This is a genomic window from Filifactor villosus (assembly GCF_042652965.1).
GTDB classification, from domain to species: Bacteria; Bacillota; Clostridia; order Peptostreptococcales; family Filifactoraceae; genus Filifactor; species Filifactor villosus.
In genome coordinates, this window is the sequence record NZ_JBHSHL010000033.1 from 48,586 (window position 1) to 73,768 (window position 25,183).

Below are 25,183 nucleotides of genomic sequence, written 5' to 3' on the forward strand. Positions count from 1 at the left end.
GTTGATGACAGTTTCTATTCCTTCAGCGCCTCAAGATCTACATTTAGATTCATATATTTTTCAGGCACTTCAACTTTATCGATTCCAAGGTAACCCTTACCGTAAACATAGGTATCCTGAGCAACGAGGATGTGGTTTGTCTTCTCTTCTCCGCTTGCACGGTCTACGTAGTAGGTACCCATCCAGTTTGCACCTTCGGTATAAGTTTCGATGGATGCTTTCAGATCATCAATACTCGTAAGGTCTTTTGTACCTTCGATAGCACCCATTGCCAAGTCAACGGCACCCAAAGTGGTGGAATATCCCAAAGAATATGCCCAAGTTCCCATTCTTTCTTTTCCGCCTGCCGCAACAACTGCTTCTTCAACCTTAGCGTTGATTGCCGGCCAATCTCCCGCAACATCTTTCAAGTCGATGGAGAATGCTCCCGGATATCCCATGATGGGAGAGGGAAGATCTTGCTCCACGAAGAAGGCTCCGCCCGCTGCGATTCCTCTGAGCAAAGGCTCGGTGTGTGCGTCATTCGTACAGAAGAAAGCGGTATCCTTGCCGTATTTTTCGATCCAGTTGGGGATGTTCTCGGCGATAAACTGTTGTGCTCCCGGGATACCCACGTCACTCATTGGGTCCGGAGCGGTTTCTGTAATAAACTCAAGTCCGAGGTCCTTACAAGCTTCTTCCATGATTGCACGTCTGAGTGCCAGCAGTTCGATACTCATATGTCTCGGGAAAGAAACGTGAACGAATTTTGTAGCTCCCATTTCTTTTGCAGCGGCGATGATACGATATCCTCTGGATACGTTGTCCGCATCCACCGCCAAGTCGGCAGCTTCTTCCACCATCACGGTGTCTTCCTGCGGGGTCAAAGCGATCAGAAGAATGTCGGGATTCTTTGCTCTGATCTGATCAAAGGCTGCACTCGTTCCGGGAACGGATTGATTTACGATAATCGCTTTCATAAGCGGGTCATCCGCCATGGCAACGATCTTGGAAATGGTCGTTTCCTGTTCCTGCATGAAGTTGTCGGGATAAGTATCGTGGACGATCATACCGCCGTTAGCCGCATCGCCGTATTTTGCAATGGCAGCTTCCGCACCTCTGAGTTCGTCTTCTCCTTGAGCTACCGTACCGGTAACGATACCGATGTGGTATTGTGCTTCTTCGACCGGTTGTTCTCCACCTTCCGCAGCACCCTCTTCAGCCGGAGGATTTTCCGCGGGAGCATTTCCGCCGCCACAAGCTGTCAATCCGATCAACATGGCAAGTACAAGCATAAAAGATAATAGCTTTTTGTAATGTTTCATGTCTCCACCTCACTATAATATTTTTTTTGATAATTTCCACAAAAGGCAGGATAGAAGTTCGCTACGCCCTTAATTATCAAAATGTTTAAATAATTGTAACACAATTACAATTGTATTTCAATCGTAAAAAAATTTTTTTACAGAACCTTTTTTGAACCCTTGTCTTATATAGTTATATTTTGTGATGCGACAGATGTTTTAGCGGCATACATCCTTTTATCAGAGGGAGTTTGAACAGAGGGAAGTATGGTTTCGGATTTTTTGTCAAAACGAATTTGCAGAAAATATCGTATAAAATCTGTGACCTTGTTGTATCCGCTTCTCTTTTCCGGTTGTTATCGATAGATAAACAGTGAGGAAGATAGTGCTCTTTCATTGCGTTTAATTTCGTTGTGACGAAGGCAAAAAAATGGTATGATAGGGAGTGTATTCTAAGCATTTGATAAAACGACTTGAAAACGGAGTAAAACTATGAACAAAATTGCAATTATAACCGACTCTACCAATGATTTGTATGCGAACGAACGGGGGGCTTGCCCCAACCTCTTTGTCGTTCCGATGTTGATCACTTACAACGATGAAAGGCAGTTTCGTGACGGAGTGGATAAGGATGCCGTAGAGCTTACGAGGGACTTGGACGAGTTCAGGCCCAAGACCTCCTCCCCTTTGGGCGAAGACTTTGTCCTTACTTATAACAAGCTTTTGGAGGAGGGATATACCCATGTGATAGGGGTCTTTCTGTCCGGCGGGATCAGCGGTACCTATAAGAGTGCCATCTCCTATGCGGAATTCTTTGCGGATAAGGGCATAGAGACCAGGGTCTTGAACTCCAAAGGAGTGTCGATGGTAATGGGGCATACCGTCAGGGTTCTTTCGAAAAAGGCTCTGGAAGGTATGCCTTTTGAAGAACTCGTTCAACTGGGACAGGATATGCTCGATCGGACAAGCGTATATTTTGCAGTCGAGAGCCTGAAGTATTTGATTCGAGGGGGGAGGATTCCCAAGGTGGAGGGCACTCTGGGAGAGATGCTCGACATCAAGCCCATCATCGGTGTGACCGATGATGGAACTCTTCATAATGTAGCTAAGGTAAGGGGGAGAAAACGTTCTATCAAGAAGGTTGCGGAGATGTTTGCACAGGATGCACGGGCCGCAAAGGTCGAGAATATTTTTGTCGTACATGGGCAGAGGGCGGAGGACGCCGCTTATCTCAAGGATCTTCTGGAAGAGCAATACCCCGGTGTGGAGGTGCAAGTTCATGAGCTCAGTGCTTTGCTTACCTGTCATACAGGTCCGGGAACGATAGGGGCGGTCATCTTTTGGGAGTAGTTCGATGTGATACAAAAAGAAGCCGGGGGATCCAACCCTTTGAAGTACCCGAGAGTTATCGTTATCTCCATGACAGGATTACGAAGGAGTTGCCGCCGAGGCGGAACAAGATAGGAGGAAGCTGTGAGGAGATGATAGAAGTGGAGGAGGGAGTGTTCCTGCATACGATTATTCTCTTCCCGTCCGAAGGCTCTCCTTCGCCTACCGTCCTCATTCGCAATCCTTACGAATACGACATTCCGAGGTTGCTTGCATCGGTAAGTCACTTTGTCTACTTCGGATACAATGTGGTGTTACAAAGTTGTAGAGGAAGCGGAAAGTCCGATGGAAGGTTTGTTCCTTTTATCTACGAAAAAAACGACGGACTTAAGACGATCGAATATATTTCCGAGCAACCCTGGCAAAACGGAGAAATCGTCCTCTTCGGCTTCTCTTATCTTTCCTTTTGTCAGTACATCCTTGCGGACTGTCTGCCCGAACAGGTAAAAACAATGTTTTTGGACAAGCTGGGAGTCAACCGTTATGCACAGATGTATATGAACGGAATGTTTCGACCGGAGTTCTACACGGCATGGATGATAGCGGTCACGGATATGGACAGGCGACTCGATCGCAGCGGGATGTATCGCAGGGCCTTGGAAATCCTTCCACACAAGCGGGTGGATGAGGAACTGTTCGGCAGGAAGGTAGGCCATTATCAGGCGGTAATCTCCAATGTCGATAAGAGTTCGGAGTTTTGGCAGGACACTATATGGAACGGTCTGCAACGCATGGCGGGCAAACTTTCCGTACCCGTACTGATGTGTGCGGGATGGTTTGATCATCAGATCAAGGGAATGCTTCATTCTTATGAAGGAATGAGAGAAGATGTCAAGAAAAAGAGTCGCTTTGTTATAGGCCCTTGGGATCACTTGGGAATGGTCCCGGGAGATTATCCTCTTGAGAACGGCATGATCATGGGGAGTATGTCGATCAAGGCGGGGCTGGAATGGTTTGACTACCAACTCAAGGGAGGGAAAGTCCCCGAAGATTATTTGGGTACCCACCTCTATCGTTGCGGAAGCCATTTGTGGGAACACAGCCGCGATCTTCCTCGTACCGACACAAAGAAGGTCTTCTATCTTTGTCCCGGCAGGGAGAAGCCTTTCCTGAAAGGGGGAAGGTTGGATCTGCATCTGTCTGAGGAGGAAGCGAAGGTCAGCTATGTCTATGACCCTTGTGATCCGGTCGAAACTTTGGGCGGGAACAGTATGATGGCATGGATGTTCAAGGGGTTCGAAGGTGCAAGACACGGTCCGGTACAGCTGCCCTCCTATGAAGAGAGGAGTGATGTTATCAGTTTCTGTTCACAGACTCTGAATCGGGACCTTGAGGTTTCAGGAAGTGTTCGAGTTCATCTTTTTGCAGCAACCGATGCGGAAGATACGGCATTTACCGCCAAGGTGGTCGAAATCACCGAGGACGGAGCAGCCTATCACGTCTGTGACGGGATTACGTCCATCCGTTATCGCAATGAAAGCGACAGGGCTCTGGAGTATCGAGCGGGTGAAGTTGTGGAGCTTATCTTGGAGCTTTGGGATATTTGTTGGAAGTGGAAGGCGGGATCAAAACTTCGAGTTGACATCAGTTCTTCGAATTTTCCCGCCTATATCAACCATAAGAATACGAAGACTCCTTGGCATGAAGAAACACGATGGAGGATCGCAAACCAGCTCCTTTATTTTGGAGGGAAGTATCCGACAAGGGTGGAGCTTCCCATTGTAACAAGAGGGGAGGATTAAGAGGATCATCGCTCATACTGTTCATATGACTGGATATTGCAAAACAGGTCGAACACTTTGAAACATATCTCGGTCGCATTGTTTTTCGATTACGGGGACTCGATCATATTGAGGATTCCAGACAAAAGGCAGTGTGATGCAAGTAAATGAAGATGTAGTATATGATTTGATCGAACGGGTGATCTGATAAGGAAGGGTCTGTATTCAAAAAAAGAGAAGTTCCGAGGGACTTCTCTTTTTTTGAACCTGAAAGCGATATGCGACTTATACTATTTTTCGATAGAAGTGTGGTTATATCCGTTTTGAAACCGCAAACATTCGTTTTCTCTTTCACGGAGTACAAATCCGTGATATCCATAATTTAAATGACAAATAGTATCAAAGTATTCAACAGATCAATTCTAATAGAGAATTCTTACAAATAGTATTCGGCGGGTCGTCTGGTGCCGGCGTACTGCTCCTCAAGCTCGGTTTTGTGATATAGGTAGTTTTCATCATCAAAGTATTTTGCACCGACGGGACAGCGTTTTTCGCAGGCACAGCACTTGATGCAGATTCCCGTGACCTGAGATACATCTTCAAAATCGATGGCTCCCATCGGACAAACCTTTGCACAGAGCTTGCAGTTGATACACTTTTCGTTGGTCTTGGGCTTGACTTTTCGAATATCGATGGCATTCCCATGTCGATCGCGAGGCTGATAGTAAAATCGGATCGGATCTTCTCCGGGAAGTTTTATCGAATGTATCGGCTCGGAAAGACATTTCTTTGCCAGTTTTTCACCGAATTCATCGACGATTTTCATATCTTCCTCATCGGGTCTTCCGTGAGCCAGGATCTTGGAGAAGGAATGTTCTCCGATGAAGGCTCCTCCACCTACGATCTTCATTCCCGCCTTTTCGAAAATCTGCCCGAACTCGATCAGAGCATCGTCGTAGTTTCGGTTGCCATAGAGGACAACGGGAACAACGAGGGCTCCCTCACCTTGAACGGTGTCCAAAAACTTCAGGAGAAGGTTCGGAACCCTTCCTGCTACCACAGGCACCCCTGCGATCACCAGATCGCCTTCTTGGAAGATCGGCATTTCTTTGCGACTTGACGGAAGTGTAAAGTTAAATTCCGTTACCTTCGGGATATGTAGGTGGTAGGCAACGCAGTGAGAAAGACGTTTGATGACCTTCTGTGTCGTCCCTGTCGCACTGAAATAAAAAGTACAAACTCGTTTGATCATAAATAAATCCCCCTTTTATAGAACTAATGAAACTTCCCCCCTCGGGCGAAGAAGCCGATACGAAACATCGTACAGCGTCGAACTCCTGTTCTTGCGTGAGCTTACAAAATAAAAAAGCTTGTCACGCAAATGTGTTTAAGAATCTCGTCCTTCATAGAAACTTGCTTTTATGCGGATGTTTGGAGTATGCGGCATTGTCCGTAGTTTCCCGGCAACTGCTTTCTCACAGACAGGCAAAGAGGTTGTATGGAGATACGCCCTTCTTTGTTACTACGGGATATAAATAAGGCAGGTTTGTGAAGGAAGCGTAGTTAAGAGTTTTATCGACATTGTGAGACCGTGGTTATATTGCTCCTTGTATAACGACGTCTTGATGGAACATCCGGGAGACGACTGCTGTTGATGAAGAAGATGCGCTCTCTTTTGTGAAGGTGTGCCCCCTGTCGTCCTTCTTGTATGAGACCGCGTTTTCTTAAAACAGCGTGTGTGATAAAGCCATAATAATAATCCCGGCCGTCATATTTCCAAGGATGATGGCGGGAAGAGAGTATTTGAGCCTTATGTTGAAGATGGAAGCCAGGATTGATCCGGTATAGGCCCCTGTCGTCGGCAATGGAACCGCAACGAAGAGGTAGAGACCGAGAAGGGTCGCGGATCGAAGTTTTTTACTTCGTTTTTGAATGTGATTTTCCAAAAAAGAGGTAAATCCCGGAACATACCCCCCATTTTTCAGGAGGTTCAATACCCTTTGGAAGAAGGCGATCAAAAAAGGTGCGGGCAGGCTTGAGCCAATCACGGCCAAAGCATATACATGCCAAGGCGGAAGGCCGAGAGCATAACCCAAGGGGATCGCCCCTCGGAGCTCGATCAGCGGGACCGCTGATAGCAGAAGGACCAGGATTTCCTTTGATAAAAATGTGTTTTTCAAGAGAAACTCCAACATAATTGTTACGCAATGTATTTGCCGATACATTTTCCTTTCTCAGAGATTTTGTTGCAAGGGAGAAACGCTGAAGCGGATAGAGACTTCCTAACGGGCGTGTCTGTCCTCGACATTGCAAAAATGCTTCTTACATTTTAACGATGGAGATAAAACGAAGTTTCATTTTCTCTATTTTACCACAAAGAAGGGTAAATTTAAATAAAGTGTTTTAGTGGAAAAACTGTAATGTCGCTGTAATTGATTTTTGGAGAAATATCACATAGACTGGATACAATGGGCAAAAGAAAATCTTTGCCGATGCAACAGAGAAAGACCTGTCGTCTATTCACGGCGGAGAAAGCGGTATGTCAGAGCACCGCTCAATAGTCTTGCATCAGAATATACGAAGGAGGAAGATAAATATGAAGAGGAAAGCGTTTGTGGGCTTTCTGGCAGGGGTGATTCTCTCGATGACCGCTCTCAAGAGCTCTTATGCAATCATCCATCAGGACAGCTACGAGATCTCGCTGGGACAGGGGATGCAACTCAAAAAGATAAGTCAGGTCTACGAGTCGGGGGTTCAAAACATCAATCTTGTGACCGTTGACCTCAATAATCCCAATGTGAAGCTGGATCTGATCTTCAACCCGAATGAGATTTCGAAGAGGGCGAAGCTCAGCGATATGCTCAAGAGCGAGCCTAATGTGGTCGCTGCTGTAAATGCGGACTTTTTTTCGATGGCAAATCCGAGTTTTTCAATCGGCACAATGGTCAAGGATGGAAAGCAGATCTCAACGCCGCACTATCAACCCAATCAATTTGCAACGGTTCTCGTGGACGATGCACAGAAGGCGAGCATTGAGTATATCAAGTCGGGAGTGACCATTTACAATATCAATAAGGGAATGACCACCGTCGCCAACTCGATCAACAAACCCAACGGAGTGACCAAGGGAGTGATCATCTACACCGCGGAATATCGTTCGACGACTTTCGGGGTCAAACCGACCAGACCCAACTTGGTTGAGGTCATCGTTCAAAACGGAGTGGTTACGGATGTTCGGGTCGCACAGCCTGCAACCGTGATTCCGTCCGATGGTTATGCCATCATCTCCGATCCCGCATCGGGAAGAGATTTGGCACAGAGATTCAGTGTGGGTGACAACGTCAGCCTTCAAACCGAAATTACCAAGAATTTTCCCAACACCCGAATGGCGGTGGGCGGGGGAAGCCTCCTGATCAAGGACGGAAAACCGACCTCCATTACCAAGACGGTCAGTGGAAAGAGTCAGCGTTCCGCCTTGGCGACCACCCATGACAACAAGGTAATTTTTATGACCGTGGACGGAAGAGGAATGGGCGGTGCGATCGGTATGAGTGAAAAGGATGTGCAGAGTTTTCTGATGGCTCAAAACGTCAAAGAAGCCATTGTTTTTGACGGAGGGGGGTCCACCGAGATGATCGTCGATTCCAAGGTGGAAAACAGGATAAACTCGGAGCGTCCGATCATCAATGCCGTTGCGGCCAAGAATATCGCACAGAAGGGAAGTCCTTCCAGAATAGAGATTACACCTCTGCGTTCCATCCTTGTTCAAGGGCAGAAGATTCCTCTGTCGGTAAAGGTCTTTGATTCAAACGACAACCTCCTGTCGGGCAAGGGTGTCAGTGTCAGTGCGGGTTCTCTCGGAGGCAGCTTTGACGGCAAGAACTACACCTTTGCAAACGGAGGTCAGGGGACTCTCGTAGCGAGTTACGGTGGGGCAAGCGGGAGTTTGGATGTCGAAGTGGTAGGAAGAAACGACACCGATCCGAAGCATCGAAGCACATTAACTTCCACAAGCTTTGCCGTTGCGACCGACACTTCGGCGGGAAGCGACGATGTGATGATTCGTGCAATGGCGGAGAAACTGGAGAAGGAACTCAAGCAGGTTCCCAATGTCATCCTACTTGGCAACTCGGGAAAAGAAGTGGGAGCGGGAAATGCCGTATCACTGTCCAAAGCAAATTTAAAAACGGTGGGAAGTACGGGTTTTCTTCTGCTTGACACATCGGGAGACAGTTTGAAATATCAATGGGATGCCTTGCGAAATGCAGCATCTTCCAACCTTAACAACCTCGTTATTATGACAAACTCCAAAATCAATTTGTCAGGTAAGTCTTTGGAGGTATTCCAAAAGATTGTACATGAGGCTGCTAAGACAAAGAACATTTATATTGTCGAAAAAAGAGGAAGTAACAGTTCCTATCAGGAAGGTTCTATAAGCAGGATCTCCGTTCGTGACATCAAAAATCTCTCCGACGGGAGTCTTTCGGATATCAAGTATTTGGCGTTTCAGGAAGATAACGGAGTCTTGTATTACAGCTTCAAAAGTTTGGCAAATTAGGGGTTTGAAATTCCGGGTATCCAGAACAGCTCATTACTGAGAAACAAGTTATGACGGTATGCCTCAAAGAGTTCAACCGGTCCTTTTTAATAGATAACAGTGTTAATCAAACGCCGCACAGAGGGAAAACTTCTGATTTGGAGGAATATGATATGAAAAGATATATTGTGTTGACTTTGTTGCTCATATTCGTATCAACATTAGACGGATGTGTAAATATAAAAAGTAGTGATAAAACGGTAGCCGGTAGCGCAGAGATATCAAATACAGAACAGGTAACAGAACAAACTCAGCAACAATCTATCAGTGATGATGAAACAGTCAGATATAACGGGAAAGAATACTTGAAATCAGAACTGTCACAGCAAACGTTAGAATGGTTGGAGCTACCGGAAGAAAAAAGAATGCTGTCTTCGTATTTCCCGCCGGAATTTATGGTATTTGAAGACACATGGGGAATTGATTTTATGGCTAAAGATATAACGCCGACAAACTTGACGCTTGTATGTACACAATCCGGTGGAGAACCAACAGGTGAATTACAAACAGACAGTTGGTTCATATTGGAAAACTGGACACAAGAAAATGGGTGGAAAGAAGTACAGCATATTCAAGGAAATCATGATTTAGCGTGGGAAGATATAGCATACCGTATTCCGATGAATGATACTATAAGCTGGCAAATTAACTGGGAATATATTTACGAAAAACTTCATGTAGGCAAATATAGGATAGGTAAAGAAGTCATGGATTTCAGGAAAGTAGATGATTTTGATAAGGTAGTCTATTATGCGGAATTCGAAATTACGAAATAGAACTACACAGTAAGAAGAACTTCCCCGGTTTATAGGGATAGATAAATTCCAATTATGCGGTATCTCCTTAACAATGAGCCTGTTTTTGGCAAATAAGAGATGAAAATCATTGACAAATGAGATTAAACTCGATACAATAAGACTATGAAAAAGTAAATAATTTCTTGATGGCCTTATCAAGAGTGGCGGAGGGACTGGCCCTAAGATGCCCGGCAACCAGCTTAATGTATGGTGCTAAATCCTGCAAAATCAGTATTTTGGCAGATGAGGTGAATGTTATATGACAGTTAAGGCCTCTTTTGTTTCGACGAAAGGGGCCTTCGTTATAGAAGGCTCTATGAGTTGTTCGGAGGAAACAAAAGCCTAGTGTTTTCGAAGGCGATCATGGGAAGAAGGCACTTTTTCAGAGCGAAGGTAGTAAGAATAAACGATATCAGTAAAGTGACAGGAGGATATATCTATGAAAAAGTTTTTTACATCGGAATCCGTTACGGAAGGACATCCCGATAAAATCTGTGACCAGATCTCGGATGCCATCCTCGATGCGATGTTGGAGCAGGACCCGCAATCCAGGGTCGCTTGCGAAACAGCGGTTACAACAGGTCTTGTTATGGTTATAGGAGAGATTTCAACCGAGGCCTATGTCGATTTTCAAAAAACAGTGAGGGAGACGATACGCGAAATCGGTTACGATAGGGCAAAGTATGGTTTTGACTGCGACACCTGTGCCGTAATCAACGCGATCGACGAGCAAAGTGCGGATATAGCTCTCGGGGTGGATAAGTCCAAGGAGAGCAAGGAAGGAAGTGTCAGCGATCTTCAGTTGGGGGCGGGCGACCAGGGAATGATGTTCGGTTTTGCCTGTGACGAAACCCCTGAACTTATGCCTCTGCCGATTTCTTTGGCACATAAGTTGGCGATGAGACTGACCGAGGTTCGCAAAAACGGAACCCTTCCATATCTCAGACCGGATGGAAAGACTCAGGTAACGGTTGAATACTCGGATGACAAGCCGGTACGTATCGATACGGTTCTGATTTCTTCCCAGCATTCGGAGGCGGTCGACATGGAGCAGATGAAGCTCGATCTCAAGAAGCATGTGATCGATGAGGTGCTCAAGGGGGAGTGGATCGATGAGAACACCAAGTACCTTGTCAATCCGACAGGTCGTTTTGTCATCGGAGGACCTCATGGAGATTCGGGTGTCACCGGACGAAAGATTATTGTAGATACCTATGGAGGATATGCGAGACACGGAGGAGGAGCTTTTTCGGGTAAGGATCCGACAAAGGTCGATCGATCGGCTTCCTATGCTGCAAGATGGGTAGCAAAAAACATTGTGGCTGCCGGACTTGCAAAAAAATGCGAGATTCAACTTGCTTATGCAATCGGAGTGGCGGAACCCGTATCCATCCTGGTTGAGACCTTCGGAACGGAAACGGTCGCAGTTGAAAAATTGGAGGAGGCTGTAAGAAGGGTCTTTGATCTCAGACCCAAGGCGATCATTGAGCAGCTTGATCTTCGCAAGCCTATCTTTAAAAAGACGGCCGCTTACGGTCATTTCGGCAGAGAAGATCAGGGCTTCCGTTGGGAAGAGACCGATAAGGTGGAGGAATTAAAAAAAGCGGTTCAATCATGAGTCCATACACCTATCCGTTTGAAGCTTATATCAATAACTTGTGATTTCTCAAGCGTTGATAAAGGGCAATTCTACCCGATACCGGTGTAGTGATACTACTATTCTTTTGAATAGTGGATATAAACAATCTGTGACCCATAGGAGACAACATAGTTTTTCGTCATCGAAAAATAGATGTATCCACACTTCTATTGAAAAATAGTATGACATATCGGTAGATTCCTTTACTCGACAGCTTCATTATAATGCAAAAGGGTCCTCTATCGAAGAATAGAATAAACGGGTAATAGTATAAAAAGACGCTCATACAGGCATCCATAAAAAAAGATATACACAGTCTTGCTTTATAAGACCGCGTATATCTTTTTTATATGCTTATGAGTTGTATGACCTGTAATTACGGATTTACAACTTCCCTGATGATTGTAACTTCTTTAGCTTCGGCATTCCACAGGATTTCTTTGCCTTCCTTGAGACCTAAAGCCTTTGCAAGATTACTTATTGTAAGGAAGACTCTGCCGTCTTTGAGAACGGGAGCGATATCCGCCTTATACGTTTGACCGTTCACTAGGATATTGGTGCTCTTGAGAGGAATGTGAATGGAATGGTTCTCATCGCTCAAGACAACGGTCTGTGTAGCGGGGATCCATGTTGCCGACATACCCAGACTTTCTGCCACATAACGTACCGGAATCATCGTTCTTCCCGAACGAATAAAGGGACTTGCATCTACCGTAACCGTTTCGGATTTGCCCGAGATAGATCTTTGAATTTTCGAGGAACCGATTTTAAAGATTGTTTTCAAGTTAACCTTTGTTTTCAAAAGGGGCACTTGCTCTGAAGTTTTCGGTTGTTTGGGGACTTCTGTCTTAGGAGAAGGCTGACTCGGCTTGGTAGAAGGAGGAGTAGAACCTGTATTTGTTCCGCCCGAACCACCCGAACCGCCCGAACCGCCTGAGCCGCCCGAACCGCCCGAACCGCCTGAAGAAGAGGGAATCCACTTTGCATACAGGATCATGTCCATATGCACGGGATCCGCAAAGTTCCATCTCGTAGTGTAGGTTGTGTCGGTATACCATCCGTCAAAACGATGTCCCGATCTTGTAGGAACGGGAGGAAGAGTAATGGCGGAGCCCGATGTCACCGAGATATCGTCGATGTGAGAACCGCCTTGAGAGTCAAATCTTACCGTTACACTTTGAGAAGGAGGTGCAGGAATTTCCTGAATCCACTTTGCATACAGGGTCATGTCCATGTGCACCGGATCTGAAGAATTCCATCTCGTAATGTAGGTTATGTCGGTATACCATCCGTCAAAACGATGTCCCGATCTTGTAGGAGCGGGAGGAAGAGTAATGGCGGAGCCCGATGTCACCGAGATATCGTCGACGTGAGAACCGCCTTGAGAGTCAAATCTTACCGTTACACTTTGAGAAGGAGGTGCCGGAATTTCCTGAATCCACTTTGCATACAGGGTCATGTCCATGTGCACCGAATCTGAAGAATTCCATCTCGTAGTATAGGTTGTGTCGGTATACCATCCGTCAAAACGGTGTCCCGATCTTGTGGGAGCGGGAAGAGATGCTATGGTGGAGCCTGATGTTACCGAGATATCATTGATGTGAGAACCGCCTTGAGAGTCAAATCTTACCGTGAAAAATCTCGGAGCCTCCTTAAGTTCGACCTCAAATGCCACATCTGTCTCTCCTACCGTCTTGGAAGCGGCAGGGGTCTTCGGCTCATACAGACGTTTCACTTCCATATCCGCTTTTTGAAAAAGGTCGGAGTCGGTGTAGGTCTTATTCTTCTCGGATACAAAGATAGTAGGGCTGTTTTGAAGCTCTTGCCCGTCTTTCTTGAACTTTAGTGTAACATTTACAACCTCTGCATTGGGAGTTTTCATATAATAGGCTCCGTTGTCTTCACATCTGTAAGGCGAGCTTTTGCTTTGGGAAGCCTCTTTAACAACACCGTCCAATCGGACTTCATAGTCACTTTCCATGGAATCTCTGATCTCTACGTTCTTTAATCCCTTGAAACGAAGAGAACGAAGGGCTGTCATCTGCAAGAACGTACCTTTCGCCTCTATGTCTTGAACGTTCCAATTTCCGAGATCGAGATGTTTAATTGTGGAACTCTGAAACATCGATTTCATGGAGGTGAGCTTCGAAGGTCTCCAGCCGCTTAAATCAAGGCTCTCTACTTTTGATAATAGGAACATGTTATCGGCTATTTCTACATTCGACACATTCCAACGGCTGACGTCCGGACGAGCCATCGATGCATTGGCGAACATACCGGAGATGTCCTTTGCACTGGACATATTCCAATTGCTTACATCGGGATTCGCTTTTTTGGAGTCTGCGAACATAGTTACAAAAGAGGTTACATTCGACACATTCCAATTGCTTACATCGGGATTTGCCAACTTTGAATATTCAAACATACCGTTCATATTCTTCACGTTGGAGACATCCCAATTGCTTACATTCGGAACAGATACGAAAGTATGTCCGAACATGAAAGACATATCTTCCACCTTCGAAACGTTCCATCGGTTGACATCGGGATTTGCCAACACTGAATACTCAAACATAGCGTTCATATTCTTTACGTTGGAGACATCCCAATTGCTTACATTGGGATTTGCCATCTTGGAAGCGAAGAACATTGCTTCCATGTTCTCTACGTTGGAAACATCCCAGTTGCTTACATCAGGGTTTGCCTTTGCAGTTCCTGAAAACATCGCTTCCATATCTGTTACATTGGAAGTGTCCATATGCGAAGGAAAGACGATCTCTCCGGCGAAATCTTTGAAAAAGCCGGCAACGGCTTCCACGCCTTCAACGAGTCGATGTCTTTTTGTTGTGACATCGGGAAGCTGAACCCCCTGATCTACAAAACGCATGGTAAAGTTGCTGTTACGCTTCCAAACATCGTAATCGGAATACTCCGACAGTTTGTAGTTGTCGGCGTGGAAGGCTTTGGCAAGCTGTTCCCACTTGTCCAACTCTATTTTTCCGTTTCCGGAAATGTTCAGGGTCTGTGAAGAACTGTCCCAATTCGCTTTCACACTTCCCGAAGAGTTAAGCGCAAAGTTTGAGACCGTTTGAACGGGCTCAAGTGCATAACTCTTTATTCCTTGAGGAAGCATAAATGAAAAAAGCATTACTACTGCCAATAAACGTGATATCGTCTTTTTGATACTCATGTTGTTTTTCTCCTTTGTTATTAAGTTTTTTTGTATTGGAAACTCTCCTTTCTTTTCCTTATGCGACAATCAAGGGTCTTGATTTGCATGTTCAACCGCTCAAAGATTTGTTCGAACATGGTTACCCGAGATTGAAGCTGTGGAATTAAGCGGGATTTATCCGAGATTATACATCCGATGAAATTTGATACATACACGGTTTTTGAATGTAGGCTTTTGCGAGAGCATATAACTGCCGCAACCTGTTTGAACTGTCGTTGATATCACTTGAATTTAACCGTTGCCGAACATATCTTCAGATAAGCCTGCAACGTTTGCCGATGACAATTCAATGGGGTGTTAGCGTTTAAGAAGATTGACGGATCGCAAAACACTTACTTAAAGACCGAAGCGTTTCTCAAATCGTTAACGGATGAGATTAAAGAAGACGGACGGAAACGAATTGTTTTGATAAAAACAGTCTGTTCCTTGATGAAGTGGGGATTTATTCCGCACAATTTCTTCCATGCACAATAATCTCCGATATCGCTTTTGAGATTATAGCACCTTAAAGACAAAATGTATAGTTTTATTTCAATAATGACATAAAATATAAATAGTTTATACAATTTCAATGGGCTTATACAGCAAGAAAGAACGGGCTTTTGGCAAATAAAAGCATTATTTGTGTCTGAAAACTTGCAATCTTGACGAATTTCAGTAAAACGCTTTCCTTTTTTGCGGTGAGGTTTGAATATTTTTTATATTGAAGTGTCGATATCGGTGATGTTTGTTTTTTACAATCCGAACTTCCATATCCGGGGCAGTCCTCGGATAGAAGTGGGGTATCTGTTTTATGCAGAGGAACATTCGTTTTGTCTTCTGTATAGGACAACACGTTGATATCCATCACTCAAAGGAGTGTTATGCTTTGTCGAAGAAAGTATCTTCGCCCTCCTCGTCCTCGTCAATTTCACTGTCGTCATAAGCGTCTTCGTCTTCCTCGTCGTAAGCGTCCTGATCGATGTCACTGTCGTCATAGGCATCTTCGTCTTCCTCGTCGTAAGCGTCCTGATCGATGTCACTGTCGTCATAGGCGTCTTCGTCTTCCTCGTCGTAAGCGTCCTGACCGATGTCACTGTCGTCATAGGCGTCTTCGTCTTCCTCGTCGTAAGCGTCCTGATCGATGTCACTGTCGTCATAAGCATCTTCGTCTTCCTCGTCGTAAGCGTCCTGATCGATGTCACTGTCGTCATAGGCGTCTTCGTCTTCCTCGTCGTAAGCGTCCTGATCGATGTCACTGTCGTCATAGGCGTCTTCGTCTTCCTCGTCGTAAGCGTCCTCGTCAATTTCACTGTCGTCATAAGCGTCTTTGTCCTCCTCGTTGTAAGCATCCTGATCGATCTTACTGTCCACATCTGCCCTATTGCCTTGGATCTGTCCATCTTCTTTCTCGTAGTCCTCCTTCTTATCTTCAATGCCGTGGAGGGAAGGTGGTACATCTTCAGTGCGGTCTTTAAAGACGTCGTTGTCATTTTGTTCCGGATCCACTCCTTCATTCTCGGAAAGATGGAGTTCGGCTTCTTTCTTAGTTTTGAGATAAAAACGGTTATAGTTCTCCAGTTGGGGAGAGACAATGATCTTAGGGTAGTTTTTTGGGAGTGTTTCCTCCGTTTCCATTTCTTTTCTCATCGGAGCAGGTTCCGAATCGACGGTGTTCTCCCCTGTTTTTTTGTCTTCTTTCCAAATAAGGTAGATGTCTTTGGTATAAGGAAGGGATACACTCAGCATCAAAATCCAGATCGGAGCAAATTGGGACACCTTGCCGTCGGCGATTGCAAAGAGTAGCATCGTGACCACGAGGTTGGCATTGGCCCCTTTTATTCTTCCCGGTTGTAGGAGACGCTGATTGAGGTCATCCATTGAGAGAATGTGGTGGAGGATGGACATCCGATAGATAAAGAGAATGCTCGATAGGATCACAATAGAGATCCAAATATAGGAAAGGGTGATCTGCCTCATGCCGAAAAAACGCAAAAACCACATCGAAGCCAAGACTGCCATAAGGAAGGCGGGAGGGATGTTCTTTTTTCTGCCCTCATTGTCGAAGAAGTAGTCGATCAAAAGTGCAATACACAGGTGGATGGCATAGACAAAGCTTGAGAACAGATAGAGGATAAAGGCCGTGATCGAAAGGAAGCCCAACTCAAAATCACTGCTCTCTCTTCCGGAGGAACGGGTTATCATACGGCTCGTCAAGAGGATGAAGAGAATACCGAAGGCATGAAGTTCTCCCGGATAACACAGGGAACAGCCCGTCATCATCAGGCAGAAATAATAATGGGTTTGCATATCGGGAGAGATTTCTCTGAGGAGTTTATAACTCAGAGCCAAGATGAAGATCCGTATGGACGCCTCATAGAGGGAGGAGCTTAGAGGCAGTTTCGCCAACATATAATGGAAGTAGAGGTAGACTGTACCGAATATTGCGAGGACCGCGAGATAATACAGTTCGCGATGAGGGACGGGTTGGTTCCAACGAAGGACGGATGGAAGTTTTTTCATCAGATTCTGTTTCAACTTTTGCATATTGATTCCTCTCCAAAGAATTGTTACACTTAATAGTAGACTATAACAGAGCAAAGGGTATGGGTGATTTGTAAGAAGTTTGCGGATTCAGGATGGTATCACACAGTTTGAGAAACCGTGTGAACTCATTGATGTACGCAGGCTTCTTGCTTACAAAGCATTGTTTTTACAAATTTGTTCTTTTTGTAAAACGATGCCAAAAGCAGCATCTTATCTTTGAGCGTTGTGTCCATAGCGATTTGCATTGAAGGTCAAAGGATTTTGCACCGATACTATAACATAAATCGGGTCAGAAGAGAAGATGATTTCCTTTGATTTTCGTGCAGATCGAAGTTGTCCTTTTCTTTGTTGGCTTACGATGAAGTCATAGAATATGCAAATTCAATGAAAGATATGTATACCTGTATTGACCGATAGAAGTCAATGTAGTACAGGTCGGCACACGGTGCATTAGAAAATAAATTTTGCAAGATGAGGATGAGGATAATTGAAACAGGAGATTTTGTAATAAAGGCGGATTCTCAGAACAAGGGGATACCGGAAGCTTTGAAAGGAGAATTATGGTCAGCGTAATCATTGTTGCGGGCGGAAGAGGAAGCAGGATGAAGTCTTCCGTCAGCAAGCAGTTTTTGATGTTGGGGAACAAGACTGTCCTTCAACATACATTGGAACGTTTTTTGGAGGTTCCGGAGGTAGAGGAAGTCGTCCTCGTCCTGCGACCTGAGGAAAGGTATCGGGTGGAGGAGATGAAACTCGATACAAAGGGAAAGCTTATCAAGGTAGCAGATGCCGGAGAGGAGAGGTATCTTTCCGTTCGAAGCGGACTGGAACAGGTCGATATCAGCAGTGAGGTCATCCTCGTCCACGATGCCGCAAGACCTCTTGTCAAGGTGGCGCAGATCCGCGATGTGATCGAGAGGGCAAGGTCCACGGGAGCTTGTATTCTGGCATCCAAAGTCAAGGATACCATAAAGGAGGTGGAGTCGGATGTTGTTCAGAGGACTTTGAACAGGGAGAGACTGTACTGCGTTGCGACTCCGCAGGGCTTTGAGGCACAGCTTCTCCGTCTCGCGTACAGTAAGGAGGCACTCGAAAACTTCAAAGGGATCCCCACGGATGATTCTTCCGTCGTCGAGGCCTTGGGCAAGGATGTGTTCGTGTTGGAAGGAGATGTGTCCAACATTAAGATCACAACACCGGAAGACCTGTTGATTGTTGAGGCGTTACTAAAGAAGGAGGGAAGGCTGTGAAGATAGGGTTCGGTTATGACCTGCATCGTTTGGTCGAAGGAAGGAAGTTGATCTTGGCGGGAGTTGAGATTCCGTATGAAAAAGGCTTACTCGGTCATTCGGATGCCGACGTATTGGCTCATGCGATCATGGATGCGATTTTGGGTGCCTTGGCCTTGGGAGATATCGGAAGACATTTTCCGGATACATCCAAGGATTATAAGGATGCGAACAGCATGGAGCTTATGAAGCGGGTCTATGGAATGATGAGGGAGAGGGGCTATGAAATCGGCAATATCGATGCTCTCATTATTGCACAGAAGCCGAAGATGGCTCCCTATGTGGAGCAAATGAGGATGGCGGTTGCAACTCTATTGAATACGGATAGAGAATGTGTTAATATAAAAGCAACGACTACGGAGGGTTTGAATGCCGAAGGCAGGGGAGAAGCGATTTCTTCTCAGGTGGCGGTATTACTTCAAAAAACTTCGCAATGAATAGATAGGTAGGAGGAAGATTATGACTAGGGTAAGGTTTGCACCGTCTCCGACGGGCTTTGTGCATATCGGGAGCTTGAGAACGGCATTGTATAATTATTTGTACGCAAAGAAGGCGGACGGAGTCTACGTCCTTCGGGTAGAGGATACGGATCAAAGTCGTTTGGTGGAAGGCGCGGTCGAAGGTATGCTCAAATCGATGCGTTGGGCGGGTGTCGAAAATGCAGAGGGAGTCTGTATCAATAATCAGGATGCGGTTGAGCAGGTGGGAGAGAAAGGCCCCTACATCCAATCCGAAAGACTCGACATATACAAGGAGCATATCCAAGGACTTCTTGACAGCGGACATGCATACCACTGTTTCTGTTCCAAGGACAGGTTGGATAAGGTACGAGAAATCCAGCGTTCGGAGAACAAGGTCCCAAAGTATGACGGTCATTGCAGGGGTCTTTCCAAAGAAGAGGTACAGGCCAAGATCGATGCCGGAGAACCTTATGTGATTCGTATGAAGTTACCTGCGGATAAAGATATTCATTTCAAAGATGTGGTAAGAGGCGATGTGGTCATCAATACCAACGATATGGATGATCAGGTACTGATGAAGTCTGACGGGTTTCCCACCTATCATTTCGCAGTGGTTGTCGATGACCACTTGATGCAGATCACCCACATTATAAGAGGAGAAGAGTGGCTTCCCTCGACGCCCAAGCACGTATATCTCTATGAGGTCTTCGGATGGGAACAGCCTGTTTATGTTCATTTGCCGAACATTCTCAACAGCGATCATAAGAAGTTGTCCAAGCGCCAAGGCGATGTGGCGGTGGAGGATTTTCGCAAGAAAGGTTATCTTCCCGAGGCTTTGATCAACTATATTGCACTATTGGGATGGTCTCCCGAAGATAACCAGGAGATTTTCTCAATGCAGGAGTTGGAGAAGGCCTTCTCCTTGGAACGGGTATCCAAGAGCGGCGGAGTTTTCGACGTCAACAAACTCAATTGGTTTAACAACCATTACATCCGCCAGGCGGATTTGAACCGATTGGTGGATATCGCTGTCCCCTTTCTTGTGGAAGAAGGTCTTGTAAGCGAAGAAGAAGCAAAGCAAAGGCACGATTGGTTTGTACTGGCGATGGAAACGGTCCGTGAATCGATGGATTACCTTCAAGAGTTTGCACAGAGGATAGCGATGTTCCTGACGGACGAGGTTGCAATGTGGGAAGAGGAGGCCTTGGAGTTTATGAGACTGTCTCATATTCCGCGATTGATCGAGGTGCTTGAGTCCAAGATTATGGCAACGGATGAGGTAAGCGAAGATTTTGTGACCGCGATGTTTAAGGAGATTCAAAAGGAAGAAGGTATCAAGGGCAAGAACCTGTTTATGGGTACGAGGGTGATCCTTACGGGACAAACCCATGGTCCGGAAATACCCAAGGTATTGACGTTGCTTGGAAAGGATAAGTTGAAACTGCGTTTGGAAAAGGCAAAACAACATAGATAAATCGAGATTAAAAGGCAGAGTCAAGGCGGAATTTGACTTTGCCTTTTTGTCGAAAGAGTGGATGCCGTTGTCTGATAGAAGAGTGGTTATACCTATACCTGCAAGCATAAATATCTTATCTCTCATAAGAATGAAAGATATCAATAATTCAAATGGATAATAGGGAAATACTGCATAAAGGCAAACTTCCGATTTTTCTGCGATTTTATAAAATACAAAAGTTTGTCCTATCAATATTTTCAAGAATTTCATCCTTCGTCCAAAATTGATGTTGGGCTGATTTTCCAAATTATGCGGTATCGCCATAGCATTATACGGTTGTCTAATAAAGGGAGAATGACAGTCTGCGATGTAACGCTCTATAATAGCATGATGACTCACATCATTCTCCAATGGAAGTATCTATTTTTTCAGGTGTGAGAAATTGTGTTATTCTCTATGGGTCACACTAACCGTAACTTAGAAGGGGAATAGTATCGGAAGGGAGGTGGAAGGTTTGAACAAGGTTTGGGAGGTGGTGATCCTCAACAGAGGCAACTCCATCAATACAAGGTTTCATTATAATTTTTCGGACTCTGCAAAGATCGGTTGCAGGGTCAAGGTACCCTTCGGCAAAGGTACCTCTGTTGCAGAGGCTCTCGTCGTGGGTACGGCGACACAGGAGGAAGGGGTGCTCTACAAAGATATTTTGTCCGTGATCGATCAGGAACCGGTCGTGGATAAGGTGTCGATGGAGGTTGCGAAGCATATTTCTCGGGAGTATCTGTGCAGTTTTCAGGATGCGATCTCCCTGTTTTTCCCTAAGGGAGAGCGAGGAGGAAGTCAGGGAGAGAAGGTCGCGGTTTCCCTCGTCGGCTCGGACGAGTGGCAGAAATACCTGGAGTCCCTTCCCAAAAATGCCCGTGCAAAGAGGGAGGTGGCAGGTCTGATCTCCCGAAGAGGGAAGGTCGTCATTGAAGAGTTGAAGGCACTTTCTCCCTCTGCACTCAAGATATGCAGGGAGTTGGCGGAGAAGTCGATGATCGAGGTCGTAGTTGAGAACAAAAGACCGGAAGATCGGAGCGAGCCGGTCGAGAGGACTCTGGTCTTCAGTGACGAGCAGGAGGAGGCGGTAAGTCGAATCCTTGAGGCACACGAGACGAGAGATCACAGAGCCTTTCTACTTCACGGAATAACGGGTTCGGGCAAGACGGAGGTCTATATTGAGCTTATTCGAAGAGTGTTGGAGCAGGGTCGACAGTCGATCGTCCTCGTTCCCGAGATTTCCCTGACCCCGCAGACGATCTCAAGATTTGAATCGGTGTTTGGAAGTTCGGTGGCCTTCATGCACAGTGCCTTGAGCGAAAAGGAGAAGAAGAACCAGTGGGAGAAGATGAAGGACGGAAGTTGTCCCATTGCGATAGGACCTCGTTCCGCCCTCTTCGTCCCTTATTCCGCCCTCGGCATGATCATCGTGGATGAATGTCATTCGGATTCTTACAAATCCGAGCAGACTCCAAAGTATGATGCTGTGGAGTTGAGCCTGTTTCTCGGAGAAAAACGCGGTGCCACCGTCGTTTTGGGTTCGGCTACGCCCAATGTGACCCAGCTCTACCGATGTGAAACGGGGGAGATGGAGCTGGTAGAGATGAAGAGACGATCCAATCGCGCAGGACTTCCGAAGATCACCCTCGTCGATATGAGGGAGGAGATCAAAAACGGAAACAATTCTATGATCAGTTCCTATCTCTACCGTCGGATAAAGGAAAATCTGAGAAAGGGAGATCAGACGATCCTGTTTTTGAACAAGAGGGGCTTTTCCAAGAATCTGACTTGCATCTCCTGCGGTTATGTACACAAGTGTCCGAACTGTGATGTTACCTTGAGTTATCACAAGGAGGAGGGCAGTTTCAAGTGCCACTACTGCAATTATACGAGTCCTTATTCTCCTTGCTGTCCCGTCTGCGGTTCGAACTTGAAAGACGTCAGCTTCGGTACGCAGAAGATCGCGGAGCAGGTGGGGGATCTTTTCCCGGAAGCGAAGGTCCTGCGTATGGACAGGGACAGTATCAAGGACAAGAGGGACTATGAGAAGTATCTACTCTCCTTTGCAAGGGGGGAGAAGAATGTGCTGATAGGTACCCAGATGATAGGTAAGGGTCTTGACTTTCCCGGTGTTACCCTGGTCGGGGTCTTGCAGGCGGACCAGTCGATGGATATTCCGGATTTTCGGGGGAGTGAGAAAACCTTCCAGATGCTGGAGCAGGTATCGGGTCGAGCCGGCAGAGGAGATAAGGCGGGGGAGGCGGTTATTCAGAGTTTTCATATTGAGAGAACGGTGTTTTCCCACCTTTTGCACAGGAGGTTTCGGGAGTTCTACGAAGAGGAGTTGTCGATACGCAGAGCTTTTATGTACCCTCCTTTCGGGCAGATCATCCGGATTCTGATCACCTCCGAGAGCTTGGAGGAAGCGGGCGAAACCGCGAAGAGGATCGAACAGGCTCTTGAAGTTTATTTTAAGAAGGCGGAGCTGAAGGCGAAGATTTTGGGAGCAGTCCCCTGCCTGATCAACCGATTGGAGTCGAAGTATCGTTGGCAGATCATCGTTAAGATAGGGGAAGAGGGCGAAGAGGCCAAGGTCATCTCCATCCTCAAGTATATTCAGGAGAAGAAGAGGAATATCCTGTACGCAAAAGGAAGCATCGTGGTGTTTGAAAAAAATCCCAACAATATGATGTAATACGGATCTGATTTATACCACTATCTGTTAAAATTTACCCGCTGAACGCTTTGAAACATATAATCATCCGAATTTATTTTCGATATATTTTGTGTGTTCGGCATTTCAAACGAAGAATAGTATAAAGGCAATAGCGTATAATTTTAAAAAGCGGTATAAAATCAATGTTATATGAAAGATAAAGTTCTTTAAAGACGCGGATACGACAAAATTTTGGACTTTATAAACCTTAAAGGAAAATCAGGAGCCTGTCTTTGTGGGGTGTTTCTTAAACTCCGCTTCGGTTTCCGGTGTAGAAGGATGAGATATCGGGTATATATAGCAAACGACATAAATATCTGCACTTTCGAAATGTATCTCGATTCTATTTTGAAGAATAGGGATTCGGCAAAGTGAAAATAATTTTTGCGTTCACTATAGAACAAGAAGTATGTTTTTAGAAGGGAGAGTATAAGCGATGGCGATTCGAAATATAAGAAAAGACGGCGATGAGATCTTGAGAAAGATATCTAAGCCGGTGGAGAAGATGACACCGAGGTTGGCAGAGTTGATCGACGATATGTTCGAGACGATGGAGTTTGAGGATGGGGTCGGTTTGGCGGCACCCCAGGTCGGAGTACTAAGGAGGGTTATCGTTTTGAATATCGATGGTGAGAAGTACGCACTCATCAATCCGGAGATTGTGGAGGCGGAGGGAACGCAGTGCGGCCAGGAAGGCTGTCTGAGTATTCCCGATGTCTATATGGATGTCACAAGACCCAACAGGGTCGTTGTAAAGGCCCTCGATCGGGATATGAATGAGATTACCATAGAAGGCACAGAACTTTTGGCGAGGGCACTATGCCATGAGATCGATCACTTGAACGGAGTGTTGTTCAAGGACATTGCGGAAAGAGAGTAGGTAGTTCTATGAGACTGATATTTATGGGGACTCCCGAATTTGCGGTCTCTTCTTTGGAGGTGCTGCACGAGAGGGGAGATGAGGTCCTTCTTGTAATCTCACAGATGGACAAGCCCAAGGGAAGGGGTAAGAAGATGATGCCGACCCCTGTAAAGCAGAGGGCTTTGGAACTGGGTTTTCCTGTCTATCAGCCCGAGAAGATTAAATCTGATGAAGCCCTTGAGAAGCTTCGATCCCTAAAGCCCGATGTGATCGTCGTCACCGCCTACGGACAGATCCTGTCCAAGGAGGTGCTGGAAGTGCCGAAGTACGGTTGTATCAATGTACACGCCTCGCTCTTACCCGAGTACAGGGGGGCGGCTCCCATGCAGTTTGCCTTGATGGAGGGACGCAAGAAGACGGGAGTCACGACGATGATGATGGACGAGGGTTTGGATACGGGAGATATGCTCGACAAGATTGAGGTGGAGATTGAAGAAGGCGAAACGCTCTCCACCTTGGAACGAAAGCTCTCCACAGCGGGAAAAATTGCTCTCCATCGCACCTTGAAGAAACTTGAGGACCTCGGTACAGAAATCGAAAGGCAGAAACAGGAGGATGAGAAGTCGAGTTATGCCTCTCTTTTGACCAAGGAGATGGGGATTATTCCTTGGGAAAAGACGGCCGAGGAAATCGACTGTCTGATCCGTGCCGTAGAAGGTTGGCCTTCGGCAACCACCTATTATCGAGGGGACAAGGTCAAGCTCTTTGGAGTACAGAAGACCGGAAAGAAGAACAAAGGACATCGGTTTGGAGAAATCGTGGAAGTAAAAAAAGATGCCATCTTCGTTGCAACGGGAAATGAGATCGTAAGAATCGATGAGGTCCAGTTTCCGAATAAGAAGAGGATGAAGGTGGACGACTACCTGAGGGGAAACGTGATCGAAGAGGGAGTTATACTCGGAAGAGAATAGGTGCCGTACAAATCTGCGGTCCGAAAAGAAAGAGTTTTGCGGGGAGAACGACAGCTTCTTCCCGAAACGGAACAAATTCCGAGAAAAAGAGAGCCGGATGTTGATTGGCGGATACGATACAGTTGTTCCGATGACGGATACTGTTTAATCGTGGATGTGCTCCGGACTTATAAAGGGCTTTCTTCTCGAAATGCTTCCGGCT

General features: G+C 46.0%; 16 protein-coding genes and 1 riboswitch. Of the genes, 11 read left to right on the plus strand and 5 right to left on the minus strand.

Annotated elements, in window-relative coordinates; translation table 11 throughout:
- Window positions 1-14 precede the first annotated feature (14 nt).
- Entirely contained in the window at window positions 15-1,304 is a 1,290-nt protein-coding gene (locus ACFO4R_RS08340) for a DUF3798 domain-containing protein (protein ID WP_379788628.1), read from the minus strand.
- A 471-nt stretch (window positions 1,305-1,775) separates the two neighbouring features.
- Here ACFO4R_RS08340 and ACFO4R_RS08345 point away from each other — a divergent pair, with 471 nt between their 5' ends.
- Together ACFO4R_RS08345 and ACFO4R_RS08350 are read left to right on the plus strand one after the other, a co-directional pair.
- Window positions 1,776-2,633: a DegV family protein gene (locus ACFO4R_RS08345; RefSeq protein ID WP_379788629.1), complete on the plus strand. Its 858-nt coding sequence runs from the start codon at window positions 1,776-1,778 to the stop codon at window positions 2,631-2,633.
- Window positions 2,624-4,414, plus strand: coding sequence for a CocE/NonD family hydrolase (locus ACFO4R_RS08350; RefSeq protein WP_379788630.1), 1,791 nt, complete (start codon window positions 2,624-2,626; stop codon window positions 4,412-4,414). Before ACFO4R_RS08345 ends, ACFO4R_RS08350 begins: the two co-directional genes overlap by 10 nt.
- A 415-nt stretch (window positions 4,415-4,829) precedes the next feature.
- Here the strand turns inward: ACFO4R_RS08350 and ACFO4R_RS08355 are convergent, their stop codons facing one another.
- Both ACFO4R_RS08355 and ACFO4R_RS08360 read right to left on the minus strand, forming a co-directional pair.
- Window positions 4,830-5,645: an EFR1 family ferrodoxin gene (locus ACFO4R_RS08355; RefSeq protein WP_379788631.1), complete on the minus strand. Its 816-nt coding sequence runs from the start codon at window positions 5,643-5,645 to the stop codon at window positions 4,830-4,832.
- A gap of 472 nt (window positions 5,646-6,117) precedes the next feature.
- Entirely contained in the window at window positions 6,118-6,573 is a 456-nt protein-coding gene (locus ACFO4R_RS08360) for a COG2426 family protein (protein ID WP_379788632.1), read from the minus strand.
- A 416-nt stretch (window positions 6,574-6,989) separates the two neighbouring features.
- Between ACFO4R_RS08360 and ACFO4R_RS08365 the strand changes: the two genes are divergently transcribed.
- The 3 genes from ACFO4R_RS08365 to metK all read left to right on the plus strand — a co-directional run bounded on the left by ACFO4R_RS08365 (window position 6,990) and on the right by metK (window position 11,405).
- Entirely contained in the window at window positions 6,990-8,951 is a 1,962-nt protein-coding gene (locus tag ACFO4R_RS08365; protein ID WP_379788633.1) for a phosphodiester glycosidase family protein, read from the plus strand.
- A 152-nt stretch (window positions 8,952-9,103) separates the two neighbouring features.
- Window positions 9,104-9,766 (plus strand): immunoglobulin-like domain-containing protein, encoded by a 663-nt coding sequence (locus ACFO4R_RS08370; protein WP_379788634.1) that lies wholly within the window; start codon window positions 9,104-9,106, stop codon window positions 9,764-9,766.
- A gap of 170 nt (window positions 9,767-9,936) precedes the next feature.
- A riboswitch (SAM riboswitch) is annotated at window positions 9,937-10,037 on the plus strand.
- A 189-nt stretch (window positions 10,038-10,226) separates the two neighbouring features.
- Window positions 10,227-11,405 carry a methionine adenosyltransferase gene (gene metK, locus ACFO4R_RS08375; RefSeq protein WP_379788635.1) on the plus strand — a complete coding sequence of 393 codons (1,179 nt, stop codon included), beginning with the start codon at window positions 10,227-10,229 and terminating at the stop codon, window positions 11,403-11,405.
- A 397-nt stretch (window positions 11,406-11,802) separates the two neighbouring features.
- Here metK and ACFO4R_RS08380 read toward each other — a convergent pair whose 3' ends face one another.
- Complete coding sequence (locus tag ACFO4R_RS08380) at window positions 11,803-14,616, minus strand: InlB B-repeat-containing protein (protein WP_379788636.1); 2,814 nt, start codon at window positions 14,614-14,616, stop codon at window positions 11,803-11,805.
- Between the two features lie 903 nt (window positions 14,617-15,519).
- Window positions 15,520-17,184: a hypothetical protein gene (locus ACFO4R_RS08385; protein WP_379788637.1), complete on the minus strand. Its 1,665-nt coding sequence runs from the start codon at window positions 17,182-17,184 to the stop codon at window positions 15,520-15,522.
- Window positions 17,185-17,744: 560 nt separating this feature from the next.
- Here ACFO4R_RS08385 and ispD point away from each other — a divergent pair.
- From ispD to fmt, 6 genes are all read left to right on the plus strand, one after another.
- Window positions 17,745-18,434 (plus strand): 2-C-methyl-D-erythritol 4-phosphate cytidylyltransferase, encoded by a 690-nt coding sequence (gene ispD / locus ACFO4R_RS08390; RefSeq protein WP_379788638.1) that lies wholly within the window; start codon window positions 17,745-17,747, stop codon window positions 18,432-18,434.
- Entirely contained in the window at window positions 18,431-18,910 is a 480-nt protein-coding gene (ispF, locus tag ACFO4R_RS08395; RefSeq protein ID WP_379788639.1) for a 2-C-methyl-D-erythritol 2,4-cyclodiphosphate synthase, read from the plus strand. Before ispD ends, ispF begins: the two co-directional genes overlap by 4 nt.
- Before the next feature lie 19 nt (window positions 18,911-18,929).
- The gene (gltX, locus tag ACFO4R_RS08400) at window positions 18,930-20,408 is read left to right on the plus strand and encodes a glutamate--tRNA ligase (protein WP_379788690.1); all 1,479 of its coding nucleotides are present in this window, start codon (window positions 18,930-18,932) and stop codon (window positions 20,406-20,408) included.
- A 496-nt stretch (window positions 20,409-20,904) separates the two neighbouring features.
- Window positions 20,905-23,127: a replication restart helicase PriA gene (priA, locus tag ACFO4R_RS08405; protein ID WP_379788640.1), complete on the plus strand. Its 2,223-nt coding sequence runs from the start codon at window positions 20,905-20,907 to the stop codon at window positions 23,125-23,127.
- A gap of 457 nt (window positions 23,128-23,584) precedes the next feature.
- Window positions 23,585-24,028 (plus strand): peptide deformylase, encoded by a 444-nt coding sequence (gene def / locus ACFO4R_RS08410; protein WP_379788641.1) that lies wholly within the window; start codon window positions 23,585-23,587, stop codon window positions 24,026-24,028.
- Between the two features lie 8 nt (window positions 24,029-24,036).
- On the plus strand, window positions 24,037-24,981 hold the full coding sequence (gene fmt / locus ACFO4R_RS08415) for a methionyl-tRNA formyltransferase (protein ID WP_379788642.1): 945 nt from the start codon (window positions 24,037-24,039) through the stop codon (window positions 24,979-24,981).
- The last annotated feature ends 202 nt before the right edge of the window (window positions 24,982-25,183 follow it).